We start from the raw sequence: 21,110 nt of genomic DNA, 5'->3' as shown, positions 1-21,110 counted from the left end.
ATCGGCAATACTGAGTACAACAAATTCGATAAAGCCGAACCAAAGCCCTCTTTTAGAAACGCGGGCTTTTCTATTGGGTTGATTTGTATTATCCATAACGGGTCGTATTGATCCGAATATAATACAAATAACACAAGGCACGAACAGTAGCCCTCAATTTTTCTAAGCCTTAACATCAGATCCGGCTTTTTTCTTCCGTGCTTCCCGCTTCTATTTTTTTGTTATTGAATTTCCTGCCCAGGCTGAAGTTATAGGAGAACGAAAGGGAAATATTCTGCGTTTGTCTTTTCTGGTAAAACGCGGTGTAGGTTCCCAGGTAAGCGGTGCTGGCAGCCTCACGCGTTTTGTTGAGGATGTCGGAGAAATAGAGCCGCACCCTCCCTTTTCCTTTCATGATCTTTCTGCTGAAACCAATATCGAGGTAAAAAAAATCTTTTACATGCGAGTTTGCCCTTACGTAAGGCGAGTTGTATTCGGAACTCCAGTCTATCTCAAATAGTTTTTTCAGCTGTATCGTTTCTCCATGCCGTATGGCAAACGTGGTGTTCGTGTAATCAACACTTTGAAGTGTGTAATAGGCGCGAAAAAGAGAAAAACTGTTGTTGAGCATCCAACCCTCTTTTATTTTCACGGGTGCGTCAAAATTCAAACCGTATGAAATGGTTTGGTCGAGGTTGTAATATTTGATCTCGAACAAATTTCCCACGGGAACCGATACCTGGGAGATCACGCCGGTGGTGCGTGAATAATACAGGCTGCCCGTCCACCCTTTTGCAAAATGATAGCCGAGCTCAAAGTTATTGGTGTATTGCGGCTGCAGGTCGGGATTGCCGAGCATGGTGATCACGTTGTTCAGTTGGAGGCGGTACGGATTCAACTCATCGAAACCAGGTCTTTGCAAACGTCTTGCATAGCTGAAATAAACATCGCTTGTGCGGTCATCGTTCATCGCACGCGTGATGAACAGTGAAGGGAACAAACCGAAATATTTCCTGCTGAACCGCTGCCCGCTTGTGATTGAATTCCCATTTGAATAGGTCTGTTCGCCCCGCAATCCCAGTTTATAACCCATCCTGCCCGCGGATTTTTCCACAGCAGTATAGAACATAGCGATGTCTTCGCTGTATTTGAAATGATTGCTTTTGCCTGCATTCAATACAGGGGCGCCATTGATCACATCTTCGATGATCACATTGTTGTCGCGGTGTACAAGCGCGTATTTTGCACCGGTGCGAAAGATCCAGTCTTTCCCGAACACCTGCGTGAGATCAGACTGGATGGAAAACAAACTTGTTTTACTCGGTGTTGTATTCACCTGCCTGCTGTTCTGCGCGGGATCCGTGTATTTTTCTTCCAACGCATTCACTTCATCCCTTTTACCGGAGGTATAATCTGCTACGATCTTGAACGACGAACCCAGCGTATCGGTTTTAGCGGTATAAACGGCGCTGGTGCTGTTCTGTTGTGGTTTCCTGGTCCAGTCCGTGGTATTGGTTCCCGTTTCTGTTTTGCCTGCATTCTGCCTGGTTACATCGTTGTAAAAGAAATGATGCATCTGCGTGGCATTTGACATCGATTGAACGGTGAGCGAGCTGTTCTTTGAAAGTTCGTATGAAAACCCGAGCCTGTACTGCTGCCGCGCGTTATCAATGTGCCTTGTTCCGATGGTATTGAAACTGCTTTGATCTGTAAAACTGTTTTCCGTATGCCCGAATGAATTGCTTACATCCTTTGAAATGGAAAACCCACCCAGCAGGTATAATTTTCCCGATTTATAATCAAGCGATGAGGCGATGTTTCCCGAGGGTTCTCTCCCCTGTTGCCGGTATTGCCCGAATGCATAGCCATTCAGCCCATCTTTTCTTGCTTTTTTCAGGATGATGTGAACGATGCCGCCTGAGCCAGCTGCTTCGTATTCTGCGGGCGGATTGGGTATGACCTCGATACGGCTGATGTCTTCTGAGCGCAGCGTGCGCAGGTATTCTGCCAGCTCGTCCTGCGACATGCGCTGCACCACATCGTTGATCATTACCATCACCGACTGGTTGCCGCGGATGCGGATGTTGCCTGTGTTATCCACCCACAACCCCGGTGAACGCTGCAACACATCCAAACCCGAATTGCCATTGGCCAGGAAACTGTTCTCTACGTTGATGATGAAACGGTCCGTGCGGTGCGTTACCAATGGTTTTTTTGTAGTAACGGTTACGTTACCGAGTGTTGTTTGCCCGGCAGGCATGGTTACGGGAGAAAGCGCGCTTGAGTCGGGCCATGTAAATGTTTTTGTAACAGGTACGTAACCCACCAGCGAAAACCGGATCGCGTATGAAATTCCGCGTTCAAGAAGACCGGGCAAAACAAAATAGCCGCGGTCGTTGGTTGCGGTTGATGCGATGGTCTTTCCCTGTTGCAGCAATACGACAGAGACAAAAGAAAGTGGTTCTGATTTTGCGTCGATCACTTTTGCCGACAAGCTGTCCTGTGCATGCAGGGCATTGGCAACAAACAAAAGGACGGATAAAACAGCGACACGCATATACAGGATTTAAAAAAAGGGGAACGAGTGGAAACCCATCCCCGAAAACAAAAAATATCAGTTATGAGAAAACTGATGCTGTAAAACTAACGGTAGCGTGCAGCAGCGGCAAGTGGAAATGAGTGGTTGGGTGGATCTGGTGCGTGGTTTGCGTCAGCGGCCGGGATTGAGTTTTTGCAGCAGCAGTTCTTTCCGCGATCTTGACACATCCACCGAGGCCCCATCGCTCATGACTACGCTCCCGCCTTCGCCGCGGATGTATCTTTTGATTTCATTGAGGTTAACCATGTAAGAATTGTGGATACGCAGGAACGGGTGCTCATCGAGCATCTCTTCAATTTCTTTAAGTGTTCTGGAGATGGTGAGTTTTTGTTTTTCCTTTAAAGTGAGTATGGTATAGTTACTGCTGGAGCTGCAATAAAGGATGTCCATCACCGGTATGATCTGCAGGCCCTCGGAGGTTGGCAAGGCAATGCGCGCCTGCACCTTTGCGGGCTGCGTGATCTTTGAAAGAAGTATATCGAGCTGCGATGGCAACGAGGGTGCCGTTTTTTGTTTGAAGGTTTCCACCGCTGTTTTCAGTTCGGCTGCATCTACCGGTTTCATCAGGTAATCCAGCGCACTGAAGCGGATGGCCTTGATGGCGTATTGATCGTAACTGGTGGTGAAGATCACCTCAAACCCAACGGGGGTAAGGCTTGCGAGCAATTCGAAACCGTTCATGTGCGGCATTTCTATATCCAGGAAAACGAGTTGTGGTTTGTGTTCGGCAATAAGCGCAGCCGCGTGCCGTGGGTCTGTGCACAAGGCAGTTATTTCAACATCCGGGCAATTGCGTTGCAGCAGCGTTTGCAATGCCTGGCAGGAATACGTTTCATCGTCTATGATCAGCGCTTTAATCATTTTTTATTTTATTGTGGATACGAATGGTAACCCGCGTGCCCGCCGCCTCCCCGTTTTTATCAACCAGGTCATCGATAGAGAAAGATTCAATGTTACGCACCCCCTTGTTAAAGAGAACGATCCTTTCCGTTGTTAATTTATGCCCGAACGAATCTGTTTTCTCCTTTGAGCCCGATTTCAGCACTGCGGCCTTTTCCCGGCCGATGCCATTGTCGGTGATGGTACAAACCAACGAATTTTTATCAAGCTGAAAACGGATGTCCAGTTTCCCTTTACCGTCTTTGTGCAGCAATCCGTGCCAGATGGCATTTTCGCAAAAAGGCTGCAGTATGAACGACGGCACTTCGATCATCGCCGGTTTTACATTGTCATCATAAGCGATGTAGTAATCGAACGCATTGGTGAAGCGAAGCTGCTCCATGTCGAGGTACAGTTTCAGCATATCGAGTTCCTCTTCAAGGCTGATCGTGCTTTTGCCTGAATTGACAAGTACGAGCCTGATCAACCTTGAAAAACGCGTAAGGTAACTGGAGGCTTTTTCCGTTTCGTTCTTCAGGATAAAATGATTGATCGCGCTCAGGCAATTGAAAATAAAATGAGGGTTCATCTGGGCCCGCAGCGCCTGCATTTCAAGCTCCCCTGCGCGCTGACGCATTTTTAATTTTTCATTGTTGGTGCGAAGCAGGAGTATGAACAGGCTCAGCCCGCCAAGTACGATCAACCCGATCACCGTCCACCGTAATAATTTCACCTGCGATGCATGTTCCGCTTCTTCTGCCTTGCGTATGAATGCATATACATGGCCTTTGAACTGGGAAGACAAAACAGAATCTTTCAACACAACATATTCTCTGTAATAGTAAAACGCCCGGCCGCTGTCGCCCAGGTTTGAATAGATCTCTGAAAGCAATAAACTTGCATCGCGTTTGTTCTGCCTCGCTCTTTTCAGCGAAGCGAGTTCAAATGCTCGCAATGAAACCTTAAGGGCAGAATCTGTCTGCCCCCATTTGAGGTAGATCTTTCCCAACCCGATCAACGCCGGGGTGAAGATCTGCGAGTCTTCGAGAAACTTTGTTTTCCGGAAGATGAGCATGAAGTATTTCCGTGCCTTTTCCGGTTTGTTCTGGCGCCAGTAATTTTCTGCGATGCGAACGTAAATGGCTTTGGGATTGGGGTGGCCCGGCAAGGCCCTGGTGTAACAGATCAATGCTGAATCAAACAAACCACGTTCCGTATACAACCTCCCTTTCTGGTGATACAATTCACGGTAACTGTATTCGCGCGGTTGCGGGCTAAGCTTCTCTGCCTCCTCGTAATACCGGCCCGCGGCTGGGTACTCGCCCACATTACGGTAAAGATTGCCCATTTGCACAAGGGTGAGCAGGTGATTCTGCTGGTCGCCGCCCTTTTTATAATACGAAAGCGCCTCGGTGGTGGTGATGAATGCGTTTTCGTAGTCGCCGTTCGCATCGTAAATATTACTGAGCACGCGGAGACCGAAGAGCTTTTCGTTGAGCAGGTTCTTGTCGTTGCCGGGATCGCCGAGGTATTGCAAACCCTGTTTAATTGTATCGATCGCGTTGGTGTTGCGGCCGAGGTACCATTGTGCCTGCGCGGCGCCGAGAAGGCTCCGGCCCATCCTGATGCGCTTCTTCATCCGTGCCGCTATGGTAAAGGCATCGTTGAATTCTTTTAACGCCTCCTCCGGCCTGAAGCTGTAAATCAGGGTCTGGCCCAGTTCAAATGTGCGCGAAAACTGTTCCGCATCATTGAACTGCGCGAAGGCGAATGAAGGTAAGATCCATAAAAGAACAGCGAGCCGTCTGCGCAGCATGATCAGGGTAGTTTGTGATAAAACTAATACATATCTGGTCACGGGTAGCGGCGGTTAGTGATTGGTGGGTTTGAATGAGTGGATGGCGGAAGTTGAGCCACTTTCCGTTTTTCCCGCCTCGTTTCAACAACAACAAGCCTCCTTTATTTTTCTGCGGTCTCTTCCGTTAATTGCAACCGGTACAATTCTGCGTAATAGCCGTTCCGCTTCATCAGTTCGTCGTGCGTACCCTGTTCGGCCAGGCCGCCATCTTCGAGCACAATGATGTTATCGAAACGGAACGATGAGAAAATCCGGTGGGTTATGATGATCGCGGTCTTATCGTGTAGATAGCGGTAGAGGTTGCTGATGATCTCGTGCTCTGTTTTTGCGTCAACGGCGCTGAGACAATCGTCAAACACCACGATCTCCGGGTCTTTGATGAGTGCGCGGGCAATGGAAATGCGCTGCTTTTGCCCGCCGCTCAAGGTCACACCCCGCTCCCCGATCATCGTATCATATCCCTCGCTGAAACCGAGTATTTCTTTGTGCACGCTTGAGAAACCTGCGGCCTGTTCCACTTTTTCCCGTGTGGCCGCCTGGGCAAGGCCGAAGCTGATGTTGTCCGTAACCGTATCGCTGAACAGGAACACATCCTGCTGCACATAGCTGATCTGTTCGCGGAGTGTCCTGAGGTCTATATTGTTTAATGCGGCGCCGCCGATGGTGATGTTGCCGCTTGTGGGGTCGTAAAATCGCAGCAGCAATTGTGCAAGCGTTGATTTACCGCTACCCGTTCTGCCGAGCAACAGTACCTTGTTTCCTTTTTTGATATGGAGATTGAAATGCTGTATGGCTTTGATGCCCGTGTGCGGGTAAACAAAACTTACATCGTTAAAAACAATATCGCCCGAAACCGGCTCTGTTGTTGCATTTGGGGCATTGGTGATGATCGGTTTTGTTTCCAGGAACTCGTTGATCCTTTTCTGCGATGCGGCCGCGCGCTGGATCATGCTGGCCGTCCAGCCGATGGCGCTCACGGGGAAGGTGAGCATGTTGATGTAGATCACGAACTCTACGATCAGTCCTACCTTGCTGCTGTCGTTCAAAGCCTGTATCCCTCCGATCAGGATGGTCAGAAGCGTACTGAGGCCGATCATCAAAGCCATGCTTGGAAAATAAACGGCCTCTATTTTGGCAAGGCTCACTGCGTTCTTTTTGTAGGCCTCGCTGTTTTTCTTGAAGAACCCAAGCATTGCTTTTTCCTGCACGAACGATTTGATCACGCGTATCCCGGAAAAAGATTCCTGTGCATTGGTGGTCAGATCCGATAGCAGCGCCTGTATCTTTTCGCTTTTTTTGTTGATGATGCTGTTCACAAAATAGATCGTAACGGCCAGTAAAGGCAGCGGCGCGAGCACGAGCAGCGTGAGGTGCACGTCTTTGCGAAGCATGTTGAACACGCAGAAACCGATCAGCGTTACGAGGTTGATCAGGTACATCACGGCGGGGCCGATGTACATCCGTACACGGCTCACGTCTTCGGCCATGCGGTTCATCAGGTCGCCGGTACTGTGGGTCTTATAGAAATTGGTGTCGAGTCGCTGGTAGTGGTTATAGATCTCGTTTTTCTGGTCGTATTCGATGTGGCGGCTCATCACGATCAGGGTCTGCCGCATAAAAAAGATGAACAGCCCTCTCAACGCCGCCAGCAGCAAAATGGTGATGCTGCACAAAGCCACCAGCCATCCGAAGCTGAACTGGAAGGATTGTATTTTGCTGATGAACTGATCCACCAATATATCGTGCACCGGCCTGGTGCCCATGGGCCTGGCGCCGGGTAAACGCCGCCCGACCTCGTTCACCACAAACCCCGTGATCTGCGGCGCAAGCACGGCGAGGTAATTGGATGCCGTTACGAAAAAGATCCCGATGAAAAAACGTTTGCGGTATTTCCAGAAATATTTGTTGAGGGCTGCGAGGTGCTTCAAAAAAATGGTTTTGGCAAAGGTAACGGGTGCGGGGGATTTTACGGGGGGATCATTGTGATGAATGGACATGCCTGTGCATATACCACCCTGCACAATAGCACTTGTGCCGCGTTGCAGGGCAGTTTTTACGGCCCCAGCATGAAATAGGAACGCCTACCCTTTGATAATGGAATCTGTGGGCCGCACCGTATCTATTTTGGCACTGTCGCTCAAAGGCGTCATGCTTTTACCGTTTGAATCGCTGTTGGATGATGAATTGTTTCCGCAAGCCGTGATCAACGTGGCCAGGATGGCTAAAATGAATATTGATTTTTTCATGATGCGCGTTTACAAGGCTGTATTAAAATATGATACCATGGCAAGCGGTTGCCGTGTTTATTGCCACCCCGGGCCACATTTACCAATGCTTTCCGCGCCTCCCTCTTTTTTCCTACATTAGCAATATGCAACCAAACCATTGTGCAAACTGCGACGAACCCATTGCCGCCACCCCCAGATTCTGCCCGGCCTGCGGGCAAAAGACGAACCTTCACAGGCTCACTTTAAAAGATGTGCTGCACGACGGGTTCCATTACTTTACACATGCAGACAAAGGAATTGTACAGCTGGTAAAAGCGCTTGCAACAAAACCGGGAGTGGTTGCACGCGAATACATTGCCGGTAAACGAAAGAAATATTTCCCCCCGCTCAATTTCTTCCTGCTCGTGGCCGCTTTGTTTCTTTTTGCGGCTACCGTAACGCATCGCGACAGACAAATGATCGAAACGCGCGATTCAGTTACTGCCGGGGTAACGGGTAACATGACGCTGTCGGAAAAGAAACTCCAGGCTCAACAGATTGTGAGGCAGCGAAGCAATGAAGCGTACCGCTACCTCGCCAGGTACACCAATTATGTTGCAATGCTGGCGGTGCCTTATATAAGCCTGATCGTTTGGGTGATGTACAGGAGATCGGGATACAATTATACGGAGCACCTCACCGCTAATCTTTACCTGGTGGGCTTTACAAACCTTGTTCATTGCCTTGTGGTTACTCCGTTGATGTACTTCACCCGGCCGTATGTTAACATGATGATCTTCACCGTGCTGTTTGCGCTTTTTGAGATCTTTTACCGAACCGTATTTTATTACCGTTTCATCAATGATCCAATAAAGCAGGGCCTTACAAAGACGATTGTCAAATCTGCGATCGCGGTTTTGGCATGGTTCGCGTTGATCTTCGTTTTCATGGCTGTATTTATAGCCATGGGATTCATCAAACAACAATAATAAAAAAGGCCAAAAACGATTTACGTTTTTGGCCTTTGCATCTGAAGCCCGTCAACTCTTTTTTATGGATTGATCTGGAAAGTGATCGGAAGCGTATAATATGATTTTACATTCCTGCCCTTGATCTGTCCCGGGTTCCAGGTTGGCATTTTGCTTACCACGCGGGTGGCTTCTTCGTCAAGACCGTAGCCTGCCCTGTCGCCGGTAACCACCGGTGTATAAACACGGCCGTTTTCGTCTACGGCAAACATTACCTCTACGCGTCCTTCAACGCCTTCTTCAATTGCGTTTTCAGGGTAAACTATGTTGTCCTGGATAAATTTAGCAAGCGCTTTTTCTCCGCCGGGAAAACTTGGCCTTACTTCTGCGCGACTGTAGATCCCTTCGTTGTTCACCTGGATAGGGATGCGGTTGTAACGTGTTTCATAGTCTTTGTCTACCTGGTAAATGATCGACCCCTTACCACGCCTTTTGGCCGGGTTCGGTTTTGCTGTTCCCGGGAGGTTGCTCACCACCGGTGTGTTCGCGTTTGAGAGTGAATCAACTTTCACCGCTTCCTGGCGCGTAATTGAATCGGCCCTCATTTGTGCCTGGAGTGAATCTGTTGTTGCATCGGCGTCTTTGTAGTCCTTGCTTTTGCAGGATGTCATAAAAACAACGCTTGTTAACGCGCCCATCATCCAAATGGATAAAGCGCTCATCTTGATCTTTTTCATGTTGTGTGAGTTAGGTTCTAAATATGGATCGCCTGTCTGGCTGTTGTACAATTCCCCAAACAGGGAACTATGCTCTACTTTTACTTATACAATTCCTGCGCCACCAATCTCAATGCGCTTCCAGTTGATGCTCGCGTTTTTCGGCATTGCTGAACTGCCCGTATAAACCCAACAGCGTTCCTTCAGCGAGGATATGCGGTTCGATCAGGCTGAAAAATACTTCCTTGTCTGTTTGCGGTGAAAGATCGAAGGCCGTATCCAGTGCATACACGTAAAAAAAGTAACGGTGTGTGCCGGATGGCGGACAGGGCCCATGGTATCCTGTTTTCCCTTTGCCGTTTACGCCGTTGATGCCTGGATTTGCGTTTTCCGATATGCCTGGTTTTGGTGGAATGTTCCAGCAGAGCCAGTGCACAAATGTTCCGTCCGGCGCATCGGGATCTTCCATGATGATGGCGAGGGATACTGCGTCTTTCGGGATCTGGTCAATTACCAGTGGCGGGTTGATGTTGTCTCCATCGCATGTGTACCGTGAAGGAATTTCACCCTCATGGTCAAACACAGGGCTCGTGACCACGAGATGCCCTCTTTCTTTGCTATCCATACATTCAGTTTGTTCTGACCGGGAAAAAAACTGTGCCATGCGCACGGGTCACTGCTTCATTTTGGTGGTCTTTTCCTCGTCGAACTTGAGTTGCCTGGCATTGAGGTGATACCGTAAGGATACGCGCAGATACGGATAGCTTTTGTTCACATCAGGAAGATCCTTGTAATGGCCGCGGAGCGTGAAATAACCGGGCTCAACGCAGGCAGAAAGATTTTTCATAAAAGTGTAACGCGCCTCGCTGGTTACGGTATGGAGGTAATAGTGAGAAGGGTTGCCGTTCAGTGTTACCACCCATCCGCCGCCGTAATTGATCCCGAAATAAAATTTATCAAGCAGGCTCAAACCGGCACTGCCGCTGATGTTGATGCCGGAACCGTAATCGTAGGGCCGTATGCCGTACTTATAGGCATCCGGTATGGCGGCAAGCAAAGTAATACCCGCACTGCCGGCCGTGCTGATCTTGGCCTTACGCATCAGCCCATAATTTGAGATGATGTTGATCTTCACACTTTGCGCGCCGTAAAAAAATGCCTCGTTGTGTATGTAATCGTAGTTGGCGGATAAGATGGCATACGATTGCATTCTTTCATTATCGATGATCTCCCACCCTGCCAGCGATCCATACACACTTACTACGTTGATGAGCGAACTGTCGTCGTGCCCCGCTTCTACATTGATCGAGATATTGCTGAATGGTTTGCGGTAATTCTGAAACGGCGTTCCATATAAGAACTTGATATGCCCATACCAGCCGAAACGCGGTGGCACCTGGTTGCCCGTATTGAATTTGCGCTGGCCGATATCAAACTCCGCATAGATTTTCGAAGAATCTGTTTCCACTGAATTGTTCATGCGCCTGCCCCAACGCCCGTCGATGATGCGGTTGAGGCCATTCATCGGGTTGATCAGGAAAGCAACCACTTCATTCACCTGTCTCCTGAACCCCCTGCGCCTGTTGTTTACAATTTTGTTGGCGAGGCGGTGTGTCATTTCTCCCAATACAATACCCCCAAATGTTGTGTTGATGAAATCATTGGGAGAAGGTGCTTCGTTCTCCCCAAAAGTTTCCCATATATAACTGCCAATGGCAGTTGCGGGCACCGACTGCCAGAAACTATACCCATTGGAACGGAAAGAATTGTAATAAAGGCTGCCGTGGTAAGGATGTGAAAAATTATTCGTACCAAAATCATCGCTGTCGTAACGCCAGTTGGCAGGGTTGAGATTGTGCCCCGTCGATTGCCAGTCTACCTGCGCAAAGTCTGTATGCTGCACATACCTGTTAAACGAAAAAGGTACCGCCTCGGCCAATGCCAGCTCAAGCGCACCACGGCCGAAACGTTTGCGGCGCGGCCGCTCTACCAGCGGGATCTTCGCAATGCTGTCGCTGGGCGGCGTTGGATAAAATACCTGTTGCGTTAAAGCGTCCTGTACATCGGCTGACAAAACAAGCATCAGCAAAGCAATTCGTACTATGAATCGTCGGGGGGCGGGATTGTGTATTAACATCAACAGAACCTATTTAAAAACGATGCCATGGGAGCTTCGTAAGGAACCGGCTCTTGAAAATAGTATAAAACGTTCGGATACGCCGTTGTTTCGGCTCACAAGGCCGCGTTCTCTTTGGCATCATTTTCTCTCACCATCCATATGCCCCTGAGCGAGATCATCATCCAGACGATACAGCATGAAGGACCGCTTTCTTTCCACGATTTTATGGAAATGGCCCTGTATTATCCTGAACAGGGGTACTACTCATCCATCGATCAACGCACCAGGCGGCTAAACGAGCGCGAGGAAAGCCCGGAACTGGCATCTGTGATAGGTGCCCTTCTTGCCCGGCAGCTGGAAGAAATGTGGAAACTACTGGACAAAAATTCTTTCACTATTGTAGAATATGGCGCGGGCACAGGCAATTTCTGCAGGGCCATCTTTGGGTATTTTAAAAATAAACCGGAGCTGTATAAAAACCTCCATTACTGCATCATTGAAAAATGCGATGCAGTGATGGAACGAGAGCGTAAACATTTGTGCGAAGAAGCAGAATGGTTCTCATCAATAGAACAGGTGCCTTATGTGCCCGATTGCATTTTGTCGAATGAGGTGGTAAACAATTTTGCGGTTCATGAAGTGGTGATGCAGAAAGAACTGATGGAAGTTTTTGTTGATTACAAAGACGGATTTATTGAAATACTGCGCCCCGCTTCCGACGCGCTGAAAGAATACCTGAAGGAGATGCACGTTGTACTGCCCCCAGGTTACCGAACAGAAATAAACATGGATGCGCTGCAATGGCTGCGCAAAAACGCGTCCGCGCTGCAGAAAGGGTTTATGCTTACGATCGATCATGGTTTCCCCGCCAACGAATTCTTCAGCCTTTCGCGACACCGCGGTAACCTGATCTGTGATGATGATCAAACGGGTGTTATTTACAGGGCCGTTGGTGAGAAAGACATCAAGGCGCATGTAAACTTCACCGCCCTGCATCACTGGGGCCGCAAACATGGGCTCGAGTGTTGCGGTTTTACGAGCCAGGCGCATTTCCTGCACGGATTGGGCTTGGTGCCTGCACTCGATGAACTGGATACCGGCGATGGATCGTCCTGCAAAGAAAAGATCATCCAGCTCTACCGTAAGATCATGCGCATCAGCAGCCGCTTTAATATTCTTGTACAGCAAAAAGGGCTGATGGAGCCGAAATTGTCGGGATTGAGTTGTGCAAAGAATTATGTTTGATAGCTGCGTAAAAGTTCCCCTATATCTCAAGCAACGGCATCACCGGCACCGGCTCTTCGTTTTCTCTCAGTACCAGCAGCGGTGTGGTGGACTGAAACGCGAGCTGCTTTGTAACGCTCCTGTGAAACAGCGCCGAAGGGAAACCGTGCCTTTTTGCTACTACCATGATAAGGGCGTTTGGCCTTTCAGCAGCAAAATCAAGAATGCCCTGCGCAGTATCGTTGCTTTCCAGTTCATGGAACTGCGGGTTGTGCAGGTGCAGCCACTCTTCCATGGCATTGTCTTCCGCGATCTTCCCGTTGTTCACGTGCAATACTTCGAGTGGCACATGAAACGCCCGTATCATTTTGTCGATGCATGATTTGGGAAGCGTGTCTGTCTCCTTCATATCACACGCAAACACGATCGAACTTACCGGGTTCATTGAAACGTGTGCAGGAACCAGTACCACCGGCACTTCGCTCGCTTCGCAAACAGAGATCGCGTTGCTACCCGCAACCAGGGCCTCTACCCTTCCCTTGCCTGTTGTACCCATCACCACCAGGTCTGCGCCCTCTTCTTCGGTGATCGCATTGATCTCCTCCAGTGTTTTTGTGGATGCCTGGTAGCGAAGGTCGCAACCTTCCGGAACCTGGTCGGCCAGTGATGCAGACAATTCGATCAATACATCTTTCGCCACCTGGCAAAGCGCATCTTCATCTCCCGTATACATCACCGAATCACCGGGTGTAACCACAGCTTTGTAACTGTGATACAACACAATATTAGGAGCCTTGAGCTGCCGCGCCAATAAACACGCATAAGAGGCGGCATAGGCCGCGGCTTCAGAAAAATCGGTTAATACAAGGATGGTGTGCATAACGAACGATTTAAAAAATGATCATTAGACATTAGCAGGCAGGTGCTTGTCCAGCGACACCGCCTTGTCTCTTGTCTGGTTCCGTTTTCCAACATAAGCTGTTACCACTGATACGAACGAGCCTACTGATGTATTGGCAAAAATGGTAAGCACCATCATCATGAACAACAACCCCGACGGGCGCTCGGGCTGTATCGTGGATGGCGCATCGTGTATCAGGCTGTCTGTTGGCGTAACGGTAAAAATATCCGGGAAAAAGAAAAAGAACGACCCGATCACCATCAGGGATGCAATGGCAACGCCGGCTAGTGTTGCCAGGTTGCCGGCAATAAGCATCGACACAGCGCTCTTACGGTCGTAGGGCCGGTTTACCAATCGCAACGCGTAAAAGAAAATGGTGAACATAAACAACCCGATGCCGATATAGATGTAGTAAAAATCTTCGTATTTCTTCTGCGACAAGAAAAAGATCACGGGAATGCTGTACAACAGTGCGGCAAGAAAGCCGTAAGAAAAATATTCCCGTATGTGCTGGCGGTTGAATACTGGGTTTTTCATAGGTAGTGTTTGATATAAGGCTGAAAAAACTGTGCCGCTTTTTTCCTGTCTACCCGTGTTTTGCCTGGTGTTCTAAGCATTCGTTAAATGATGGTCGTAATGCAACGATTGGCACGTTCAATTATAGCCAAAAGATCAAAGAATTTTTTCTACAAATACTGCGCGGGTGTTGGTTTTTGAGGAAGAAGAACCTCTTCACCTGTGCGCTGCGTTGCGGGGTAAGCAGCAGGAAATTTCAGGCATGTTTTTTTCGCCTTTTTATATCGCTTACCATATTTAATAACTCAATTTAAAATCAATTTTATGCGTACGACAAGAAGAATGGGTGGCGATAACGGCTACCGCAGCGCTGAGGATTATGCTAACGAAGGACGTGGTTACGAACCACGGCAAAGTTTTACAGATCAGTACCGTTTCGAACGCGATGAAACAGACTACCGCGGGCAGGGCGACAATGGCTCTTACGCAGACGATATGCGCAATGCCGGTCGCAACGACTATTACGGCAGCAGCGATTACCGCCGCAGCGGCAACAGCGGTAGCGGTGATCAAAACCGCAGCCGCGAGTGGAGCAATCACCAATCCGGCTGGAACGACAACGGCAGCAATTGGGGCAACAGGGGTCAGCAGAACAACGACCGTTGGGACAACAACCGCGGCAACGAAGGAAGCCACGTAACACGCAACAGCCACGACAACTGGAACAGTGAACGCGATCAAAACCGCAACCAGTACGGCAATGGCCAATATGGCAACAGCGGAAACCGTTACAACGAAAGCAATGGGTATGGCTCCAATGGCTCAAACGGCAATGGCCGCTCATACCAGGGCGACAGCTACAACGGCAACTGGAACAGCGAGAGCCGCAACAGCGGGTATTACAATTCGCAGAACGATTTTCTCGAAGATGAAACAGACGATTACGGACGAAGCAGGATGCACAACCGCAACGGTTACAACGACAACCCGAACAACGATAACAGGCATTCGGGATCATCGGGCAACTACACTGGCGGGCAGTTCAACTATGGAAACAACCAGGGCGGTAACAGCTGGAACCGCAACAGCGGAAGCTTTGGAAGCAGCGGCAACCGCGGGCAGAACGATACATCCAACCGCAGGTCGCGGCAGGGTTTCGGTTCGTTGAGTAAAGAAAGAAGGTAAAGAGATCAAGGTTTTTAATTGGGAAATTTTGAAACGTACGGTTCAGAATTTCCCAATTAAGATTTCTGGCAAAAACGCATCCATCACAATAAAAAACACCAAAATGAAAAACGAATCAATCTCAAAAAGAAACGGCACCAATGGCACCAATGGCCACAACGGAACAAATGGCGCCTTAAAAAATGGAACTGCGGATAAAAAAGACGGAACAAAAAACAACGAACTCCCGATGCTCGATAAATTCTTTATGGATATGCTGAAAGACATTTACTGGGCTGAAAAACACCTGGTAGAAACACTTCCAGGCATGCAGCGGGCGGCAACAACGGACGAGCTGCAGGAAGCGTTTGAAGATCATTTGCTGGCAACGCAAAAGCATGTATCGAGACTTGAAAAAATATTCAGGAAACTGGGCAAAGAGGCGCAGGCAAAAAAATGCGAGGCCATGGCGGGACTTGTTGAGGAGGCAAAATCGATCATCAAAGAAACCAAGGACGGTACGATGACGCGCGACGTGGCACTGATCATCGCCGCACAAAAAATAGAACACTACGAGATAGCGACATACGGCAGTATGGTGCAACTGGCCAGGACGATGGACAAAGAGGACATTGCTACGATACTTGAGCAAACGCTTTGGGAAGAAGAAGACACCGACCAACACCTCACACAGATAGCCGAATCGTCTGTCAACCCAAAAGCAGACCTGGAAGGAACCGAAGAAGAAGAGAACGGCCAGGAAACGACTATGAGCAGCTCGGCTGCGGCCATGTCTTAATACCGGGCCCATTGACGGGGAAGCGGCAGTAGCAGCCGGCCTGGTATAAAATGAAAGGTGTGCCTCTTTCGAAACACACCTTTTTTTGAACGCTTATTCCTTTATGTTACTGAAGGAAATCACCGTTCGTTGTAATGATTATAGTTCCAATATCGTGCCAGTTTGCAACCACCTGAGCAAGATGTATTTTTTGGAGGATGGAAGTTGTTTTCATGTAAATGACTCCACAAACGTTTACAAAACGTTTCGAAAAAACGACAAAAGATACGGCCGGTGATCGTGGCATGGCAGCAGTGATATTGCATAGGAAACAACATTGATCACTTTAAAATTACAGGTTATGAAAAACGCAATGAATTCAAACAGCCAACAAAGCAAGAGATCAAAACCTATCCAGACTTCCACACAAAAGAGCCGACCCGAAATAAGGGATAACATCGATAGCCGTGCGAACGAGGAACAGGATTGGAAGGGAACGGATACCACCCACAACAAACGTGAGGTACACAGCAAGGGCAAAAAAGCATAAAAACAAGACCACCACCAACAGCGAGCCTTGTCTCTGAACACGACAGGGTCGCTGTTGCTTTATCCGATCGAAAGGAGATAAATGGGTTGTGGACAAATAAAAAACCCGCCTTTGGTGGGCGGGCCTATAAGCAATTGGTTTCCTCTATATAGGTTGTAACTTGTTCGTTACGAGATCGAAATTAACAATGTTTTTTGTTATACGGCTTTTAACGACATTAAAAATAGCTTAAACCGAATTTATTATAGAATTTTATTTAATATAAAAGCTGGGTTTTCGTTGTAAATTGGATCAACAGGCGATAACCTGCCTTTAACCACCAAAACAACGACCATGAAAAATTTCCTGGTACTTCTCTCCCTTTCAACCTTGTTATTCGTTTCTTGCGATAAAGCAAAAGATTCTTCCTCGCCTGAGCCCCTTATTGCTTCCGTTTCGGGTGTTGTGCACATCAGTCAGCCGGTTACTTATACCATACCTTCTGTTGCCGCCAATTCAACCGTTAACTGGTCTGTTACACCTAATACAGCCACTGTTACGCCCAATGGGAACACTGCTTCCGTTTCCTTTGCAGCGGCAGGCAGTTATAAGGTGATGGGCAGTTCCGGATCGACGAGCGCCAGTTCAAATGTAACGGTGGACTCAGTGAATTACTTACCGATGAACGGCTCCACAACCGCCTCTTTCTCCACTGGCGAGCAGTTGAACATTTCGGTTTCAAGGGCAGATTCATCTGCTTCGGCATCCGGGCTCATATTTACCATGAAAACGGCCAACAGCTATAGTTGTCTCAACAGCGTATTGGCATTTACTGCGGCCAACGGCGCCGGCGGAGCGGCCACCTATACAATCAATGTAACCGGCGTAAGTGTTCCAATGGCAGGCTGTACGGCAGGATCGTCGAAGGCTGTCGGCACCGCAACCACGCGTATTCCGCTGCCTGCAGGCACAACAACGCTTACCGTTGTTTTCAATGGCACCACTTATACGGGCTCTATTGTGAAAACGGGTAACAGCTACGCGATCACCTGGAGTTATACATCGGGTGTAACCCTTTCTCCTACCACATTATAAGCACGCATCATAGTTTAGAAACGGCCCTGTTCTGCAAAGAACGGGGCTTTTTGTTGCTTGTTCCGACGGCGTGGCGTTTACAATCAGTAGGCTCAAAATCCCCCTGATCTAAATGCTTTATGGGATCGCGCCCCGGCGTGAGCGTACCTGAGATCGCCCATTGATTCGATAAATCGACTCTGAATACCAAAGAACCCTCCCATGAAATCAAAAAATTACAACGCCGGAATGCTTGCAGACAAAGGATTTCAGCCGATTTAAGCGCTCATTTTCTGTATAATCCTATTCTTTTTTTGGTAAAACGCCTGCCACACTATTATTTTGCACCCGGAGAGATGGCAGAGCGGTCGATTGCGGCAGTCTTGAAAACTGTTGACTGTAACAGGTCCGGGGGTTCGAATCCCTCTCTCTCCGCCTTCACCCACCGAAGCCTGAAAGGCGAAGGTGGGTTCTTTGTTTGTAGACACTCCCAATTTCCCGGTGGGTTTCGGCGGACAAGTCCGCATTTTCATTTACCCACCGAAGCTTCAGCGAAGGTGGGTTCTTTGTTTGTAGACACCCCCAATTTCCCGGTGGGTTTCGGCGGACAAGTCCGCATTTTCATTTACCCACCGAAGCTTCAGCGAAGGTGGGTTCTTTGTTTATAGACACCCCCATTTTCCCGGTGGTTTCGGCGACAAGTCCGCGTTTTCACCCACCAAAGCTTCAGCGTAGGTGGGTTCTTTGTTTATAGACACCCCCAATTTCCCGGTGGGTTTCGGCGGACAAGTCCGCATTTTCATTTACCCACCGAAGCTTCAGCGCAGGTGGGTTTCTTGCTAATAGACACTCCCCAATTTCCCGATGGGTTCGGCGAACAAGGCAGCATTTTCATTTACCCACCGAAGCTTCAGCGCAGGTGGGTTTCTTGCTAATAGACACTCCCCAATTTCCCGGTGGTTTCGGCGGACAAGTCCGCATTTTCATTTACCCACCGAAGCTTCAGCGAAGGTGGGTTCTTTGTTTATAGACACCCCCATTTTCCCGGTGGTCTCGGCGACAAGTCCGCGTTTTCACCCACCAAAGCCTCAGCGTAGGTGGGTTCCTTGCTATTGGTCTCCCCAATTTCCCGGTGGTTTCGGCGAACAAGGCAGCATTTTCACTCACCGAAGCTTCAGCGTGGGTAGGTTCCTGCTAATGGTCACCGCAATTTCCTAGGTATTAATACTTACAATTTGCTTTCTTTAGCTGCTGAACTTTGGCAGATGCAATATGTATATATACTGCGCTGCAGCAATGGGCATACATATGTGGGATGTACCCAAGATCTAAGGGAGCGTTTTGATAGACATTCCAATGGCCATGTTCCTGCTACAAAAAGGTTGCTGCCGGTTACATTGTTATTCTATTGCGCATTCACAGATAAACCGGCTGCATTTGCATTTGAAAAATATCTCAAATCGGGGTCAGGGAGGGCGTTTATGAATAAACGATTGCTTTGAAGTTTCTGTATTCTGATGTTAATTACCAGATTGGCATAAAAATAAAAAGAACCGTTGCTGTTTATTTATCTTTGCGGCCGTAAAAGCTTATAAAGAAAACGGTGAAGCATTCAGTGCAGGCCTTTAACACACAGACATGCTGCGCATAGGCTATTGGCACCTCTTACCTTCCGTTTTTTTATGCGCGCATCGATCCACTCAAAAAAACAGGTAAAGTTATGCAAGCACCTACCCCATGCCCCGTTTGTAAATCAACATACACTTACGAATTAGACAACCTGTTGGCTTGTCCTGAATGTGGGCATGAATGGGATCCTAACAAAACTGCAGAAACCGAGCAGGCCCTTGTTGTAAAAGACAGCAATGGGAATATTCTTCAAAACGGCGATACGGTGATCACCATAAAAAATCTCCCGGTAAAAGGCTCTTCCCAAAGTATCAAGGCCGGCACCAAGGTTAAAAACATTCGTTTGACAGACGGCGATCACAACATCGACTGCAAGATCGATGGCTTTGGCGCAATGGCGCTTAAATCTGAGTTTGTAAAAAAGGCCTGATCAACCGGCCCGCCGTTCATTGTAAAAACTCTTCCAGGTAAGCCGAGAGGATCTTCGTCTGCATCATCAGGCTTACGTGGCTTTGACCGGGCACAATCGCCAGGCGCGATCCCGGCATCGGCTGCATGTCTGCGGAAACGCCTCCTCTCAACAGCTTATACGTTTTTGCCAGTTCAACTTTATCCATGCCATCATTGTCTCCCGATATGATCAATACCGGGGCAGTGATCTTTGCGATGTTCTCATCACCGAGGTTAAATGACTCTCTTCCCAGGGCCATCATCTGTTCAAGAAATTTTGTCCATTTGGTTTTATCCGGCGCCACCGCATCGTAAGCCGCCTGCAACGGTGAATTTGCAAAGAACTCCGGTTTCAATTGCTTGAACACATTGGTTACTTCGCTTACCCATCCTTCTGTTTTATAGGCGGAAGAAATGATGACCAGTTTTTTCAACCGTTTCGGACTTTGTATGGCAAACTGGTAAGCTACCTGCCCGCCGAAACTGAATCCGGCTACATCGGCGCTGTCTATTTTCAAATGATCCATCAGCTTCACCACATCGTTGGCCAGGGTTTCGCGTGATAATTTCCTTTCTGAAAAAGGTGTGTGCCCGTGTCCCTGCATTTCTATTGCGATCACCTTCCTTGTTTTCGCCAATTCAGGGATCAACTGCGACCAATTCAGCCCGATGGTATAATAAGCACCATGCAGCAAAACAATGGGCTTTCCCTCTCCATATATTTCATAATAGACTTTGATGCCGTTTACGGGGGCATAACCACTGGTATTGGGTTTGAGCTGCTGCGCGTGCGATGGGAACAGTGTTACCATGGCCGCGGCTACCAGTAGTAAATTGATCCGATTGCGAAGTTTGAAAATGTTTTTCATAAGATGACCGGTTGGTTTGAGTTGTTGTTTACAATACAAAGCTCGGATAGAGTCCAGGATTTCACACTGTGTAAAGGCGACAAGTTGAGGGGTGAATTCCGACAAACACCGGCTAACTTTACATAATTAATAATTACAATTGTCAAATCCTTGCTATTGCCCATAAATTTGACCAACAATCCAGCCTATGGAAACACCAAACATTCTTCAAACCACACCCGAATGCGAAATCGTTACCACGCGAACATTTGATGCGCCGCGTGGGCTTGTTTTCAAGGCGTGGACCGATCCCGTGCACCTCAGCAACTGGTGGGGGCCCAGGGGATTCACCAATACTTTTCATACGTTCGACCTCCGTGTGGGCGGTCGATGGATCTTTACGATGCATGGCCCCGAAAAAGGCAATTATGAAAATGCATGCACCTTCATCGCTGTCAAAGAACCGGAATTGCTGGTGTGGGATCGGCAGTCGCAACCCATTTTCCAGGTAGAGGTCCGGTTTGAGGAAACGGCAGCGAACCAAACAAAGGTGGTCTTTAAAATGAAATTCAATTCAGAAAAAGAATGCAGCAAGATCAGGCCCTTTGCTCCCGAAAAGAACGAAGAGAACATGGATAAGCTGGAGGAAGAGTTGAAGAAAATGTAAAGGCT

At 48.4% G+C, this 21,110-nt stretch carries 20 protein-coding genes and 1 tRNA gene; 10 read left to right on the top strand and 11 right to left on the bottom strand.

Annotated features, from left to right (window positions below; all coding sequences use genetic code 11):
• Positions 1–175 precede the first annotated feature (175 nt).
• The 5 genes from GWC95_RS09235 to GWC95_RS09215 form a co-directional block, all read right to left on the bottom strand.
• Complete coding sequence (locus GWC95_RS09235) at positions 176–2,536, bottom strand: TonB-dependent receptor (RefSeq protein ID WP_161818415.1); 2,361 nt, start codon at positions 2,534–2,536, stop codon at positions 176–178.
• A gap of 153 nt (positions 2,537–2,689) precedes the next feature.
• Positions 2,690–3,439, bottom strand: a complete 750-nt coding sequence (locus GWC95_RS09230; RefSeq protein WP_161818414.1) for a LytR/AlgR family response regulator transcription factor — start codon at positions 3,437–3,439, stop codon at positions 2,690–2,692.
• The gene (locus GWC95_RS09225; protein ID WP_161818413.1) at positions 3,432–5,273 is read right to left on the bottom strand and encodes a tetratricopeptide repeat-containing sensor histidine kinase; all 1,842 of its coding nucleotides are present in this window, start codon (positions 5,271–5,273) and stop codon (positions 3,432–3,434) included. Before GWC95_RS09225 ends, GWC95_RS09230 begins: the two co-directional genes overlap by 8 nt.
• A 143-nt stretch (positions 5,274–5,416) precedes the next feature.
• Positions 5,417–7,243, bottom strand: coding sequence for an ABC transporter ATP-binding protein (locus GWC95_RS09220; RefSeq protein ID WP_161818412.1), 1,827 nt, complete (start codon positions 7,241–7,243; stop codon positions 5,417–5,419).
• Positions 7,244–7,396: 153 nt separating this feature from the next.
• A complete protein-coding gene (locus GWC95_RS09215) occupies positions 7,397–7,561 on the bottom strand; it encodes a hypothetical protein (RefSeq protein ID WP_161818411.1) in 165 nt (54 codons plus the stop codon).
• A 125-nt stretch (positions 7,562–7,686) separates the two neighbouring features.
• Here GWC95_RS09215 and GWC95_RS09210 point away from each other — a divergent pair, with 125 nt between their 5' ends.
• Positions 7,687–8,511 (top strand): DUF3667 domain-containing protein, encoded by an 825-nt coding sequence (locus GWC95_RS09210; protein ID WP_161818410.1) that lies wholly within the window; start codon positions 7,687–7,689, stop codon positions 8,509–8,511.
• Positions 8,512–8,573: 62 nt separating this feature from the next.
• On the opposite strand, the gene GWC95_RS09205 is transcribed toward GWC95_RS09210, so the two are convergent.
• From GWC95_RS09205 to GWC95_RS09195, 3 genes are all read right to left on the bottom strand, one after another.
• The gene (locus tag GWC95_RS09205) at positions 8,574–9,227 is read right to left on the bottom strand and encodes an energy transducer TonB (protein WP_161818409.1); all 654 of its coding nucleotides are present in this window, start codon (positions 9,225–9,227) and stop codon (positions 8,574–8,576) included.
• A gap of 109 nt (positions 9,228–9,336) precedes the next feature.
• On the bottom strand, positions 9,337–9,831 hold the full coding sequence (locus GWC95_RS09200) for a YbhB/YbcL family Raf kinase inhibitor-like protein (RefSeq protein WP_161818408.1): 495 nt from the start codon (positions 9,829–9,831) through the stop codon (positions 9,337–9,339).
• A 48-nt stretch (positions 9,832–9,879) separates the two neighbouring features.
• Positions 9,880–11,289 (bottom strand): DUF3943 domain-containing protein, encoded by a 1,410-nt coding sequence (locus tag GWC95_RS09195; RefSeq protein ID WP_161818407.1) that lies wholly within the window; start codon positions 11,287–11,289, stop codon positions 9,880–9,882.
• Between the two features lie 168 nt (positions 11,290–11,457).
• Here GWC95_RS09195 and GWC95_RS09190 point away from each other — a divergent pair, with 168 nt between their 5' ends.
• On the top strand, positions 11,458–12,570 hold the full coding sequence (locus GWC95_RS09190; protein ID WP_161818406.1) for a class I SAM-dependent methyltransferase: 1,113 nt from the start codon (positions 11,458–11,460) through the stop codon (positions 12,568–12,570).
• A 19-nt stretch (positions 12,571–12,589) separates the two neighbouring features.
• On the opposite strand, the gene GWC95_RS09185 is transcribed toward GWC95_RS09190, so the two are convergent.
• Both GWC95_RS09185 and GWC95_RS09180 read right to left on the bottom strand, forming a co-directional pair.
• A complete protein-coding gene (locus GWC95_RS09185; RefSeq protein WP_161818405.1) occupies positions 12,590–13,429 on the bottom strand; it encodes a universal stress protein in 840 nt (279 codons plus the stop codon).
• A gap of 24 nt (positions 13,430–13,453) precedes the next feature.
• Positions 13,454–13,987 carry a hypothetical protein gene (locus tag GWC95_RS09180; protein ID WP_161818404.1) on the bottom strand — a complete coding sequence of 178 codons (534 nt, stop codon included), beginning with the start codon at positions 13,985–13,987 and terminating at the stop codon, positions 13,454–13,456.
• 303 nt (positions 13,988–14,290) lie between these two features.
• On the opposite strand from GWC95_RS09180, the gene GWC95_RS09175 reads away from it, so the two are divergent.
• The 7 genes from GWC95_RS09175 (at position 14,291) to GWC95_RS09150 (ending at position 19,570) form a co-directional block, all read left to right on the top strand.
• On the top strand, positions 14,291–15,151 hold the full coding sequence (locus GWC95_RS09175) for a hypothetical protein (RefSeq protein WP_161818403.1): 861 nt from the start codon (positions 14,291–14,293) through the stop codon (positions 15,149–15,151).
• Positions 15,152–15,254: 103 nt separating this feature from the next.
• Positions 15,255–15,929: a YciE/YciF ferroxidase family protein gene (locus tag GWC95_RS09170; RefSeq protein WP_237722117.1), complete on the top strand. Its 675-nt coding sequence runs from the start codon at positions 15,255–15,257 to the stop codon at positions 15,927–15,929.
• A gap of 340 nt (positions 15,930–16,269) precedes the next feature.
• Entirely contained in the window at positions 16,270–16,458 is a 189-nt protein-coding gene (locus GWC95_RS19600) for a hypothetical protein (RefSeq protein ID WP_202630256.1), read from the top strand.
• A 333-nt stretch (positions 16,459–16,791) separates the two neighbouring features.
• The gene (locus GWC95_RS09165) at positions 16,792–17,532 is read left to right on the top strand and encodes a hypothetical protein (protein ID WP_161818402.1); all 741 of its coding nucleotides are present in this window, start codon (positions 16,792–16,794) and stop codon (positions 17,530–17,532) included.
• A gap of 329 nt (positions 17,533–17,861) precedes the next feature.
• Positions 17,862–17,946 (top strand) — tRNA-Ser (locus tag GWC95_RS09160).
• 830 nt (positions 17,947–18,776) lie between these two features.
• Positions 18,777–19,013, top strand: coding sequence for a GIY-YIG nuclease family protein (locus GWC95_RS20065; RefSeq protein ID WP_161818793.1), 237 nt, complete (start codon positions 18,777–18,779; stop codon positions 19,011–19,013).
• A 218-nt stretch (positions 19,014–19,231) separates the two neighbouring features.
• On the top strand, positions 19,232–19,570 hold the full coding sequence (locus GWC95_RS09150; protein WP_161818401.1) for a zinc ribbon domain-containing protein YjdM: 339 nt from the start codon (positions 19,232–19,234) through the stop codon (positions 19,568–19,570).
• Positions 19,571–19,586: 16 nt separating this feature from the next.
• Here GWC95_RS09150 and GWC95_RS09145 read toward each other — a convergent pair whose 3' ends face one another.
• Entirely contained in the window at positions 19,587–20,459 is an 873-nt protein-coding gene (locus GWC95_RS09145; protein WP_161818400.1) for an alpha/beta fold hydrolase, read from the bottom strand.
• A gap of 187 nt (positions 20,460–20,646) precedes the next feature.
• Between GWC95_RS09145 and GWC95_RS09140 the strand changes: the two genes are divergently transcribed.
• The gene (locus GWC95_RS09140) at positions 20,647–21,105 is read left to right on the top strand and encodes an SRPBCC family protein (protein WP_161818399.1); all 459 of its coding nucleotides are present in this window, start codon (positions 20,647–20,649) and stop codon (positions 21,103–21,105) included.
• The last annotated feature ends 5 nt before the right edge of the window (positions 21,106–21,110 follow it).

This window comes from Sediminibacterium roseum, from assembly GCF_009939005.1.
GTDB classification, from domain to species: Bacteria; Bacteroidota; Bacteroidia; order Chitinophagales; family Chitinophagaceae; genus Sediminibacterium; species Sediminibacterium roseum.
Note: the sequence above shows the minus strand (reverse complement) of the source record. Positions and strands in the feature narration are given on the sequence as shown.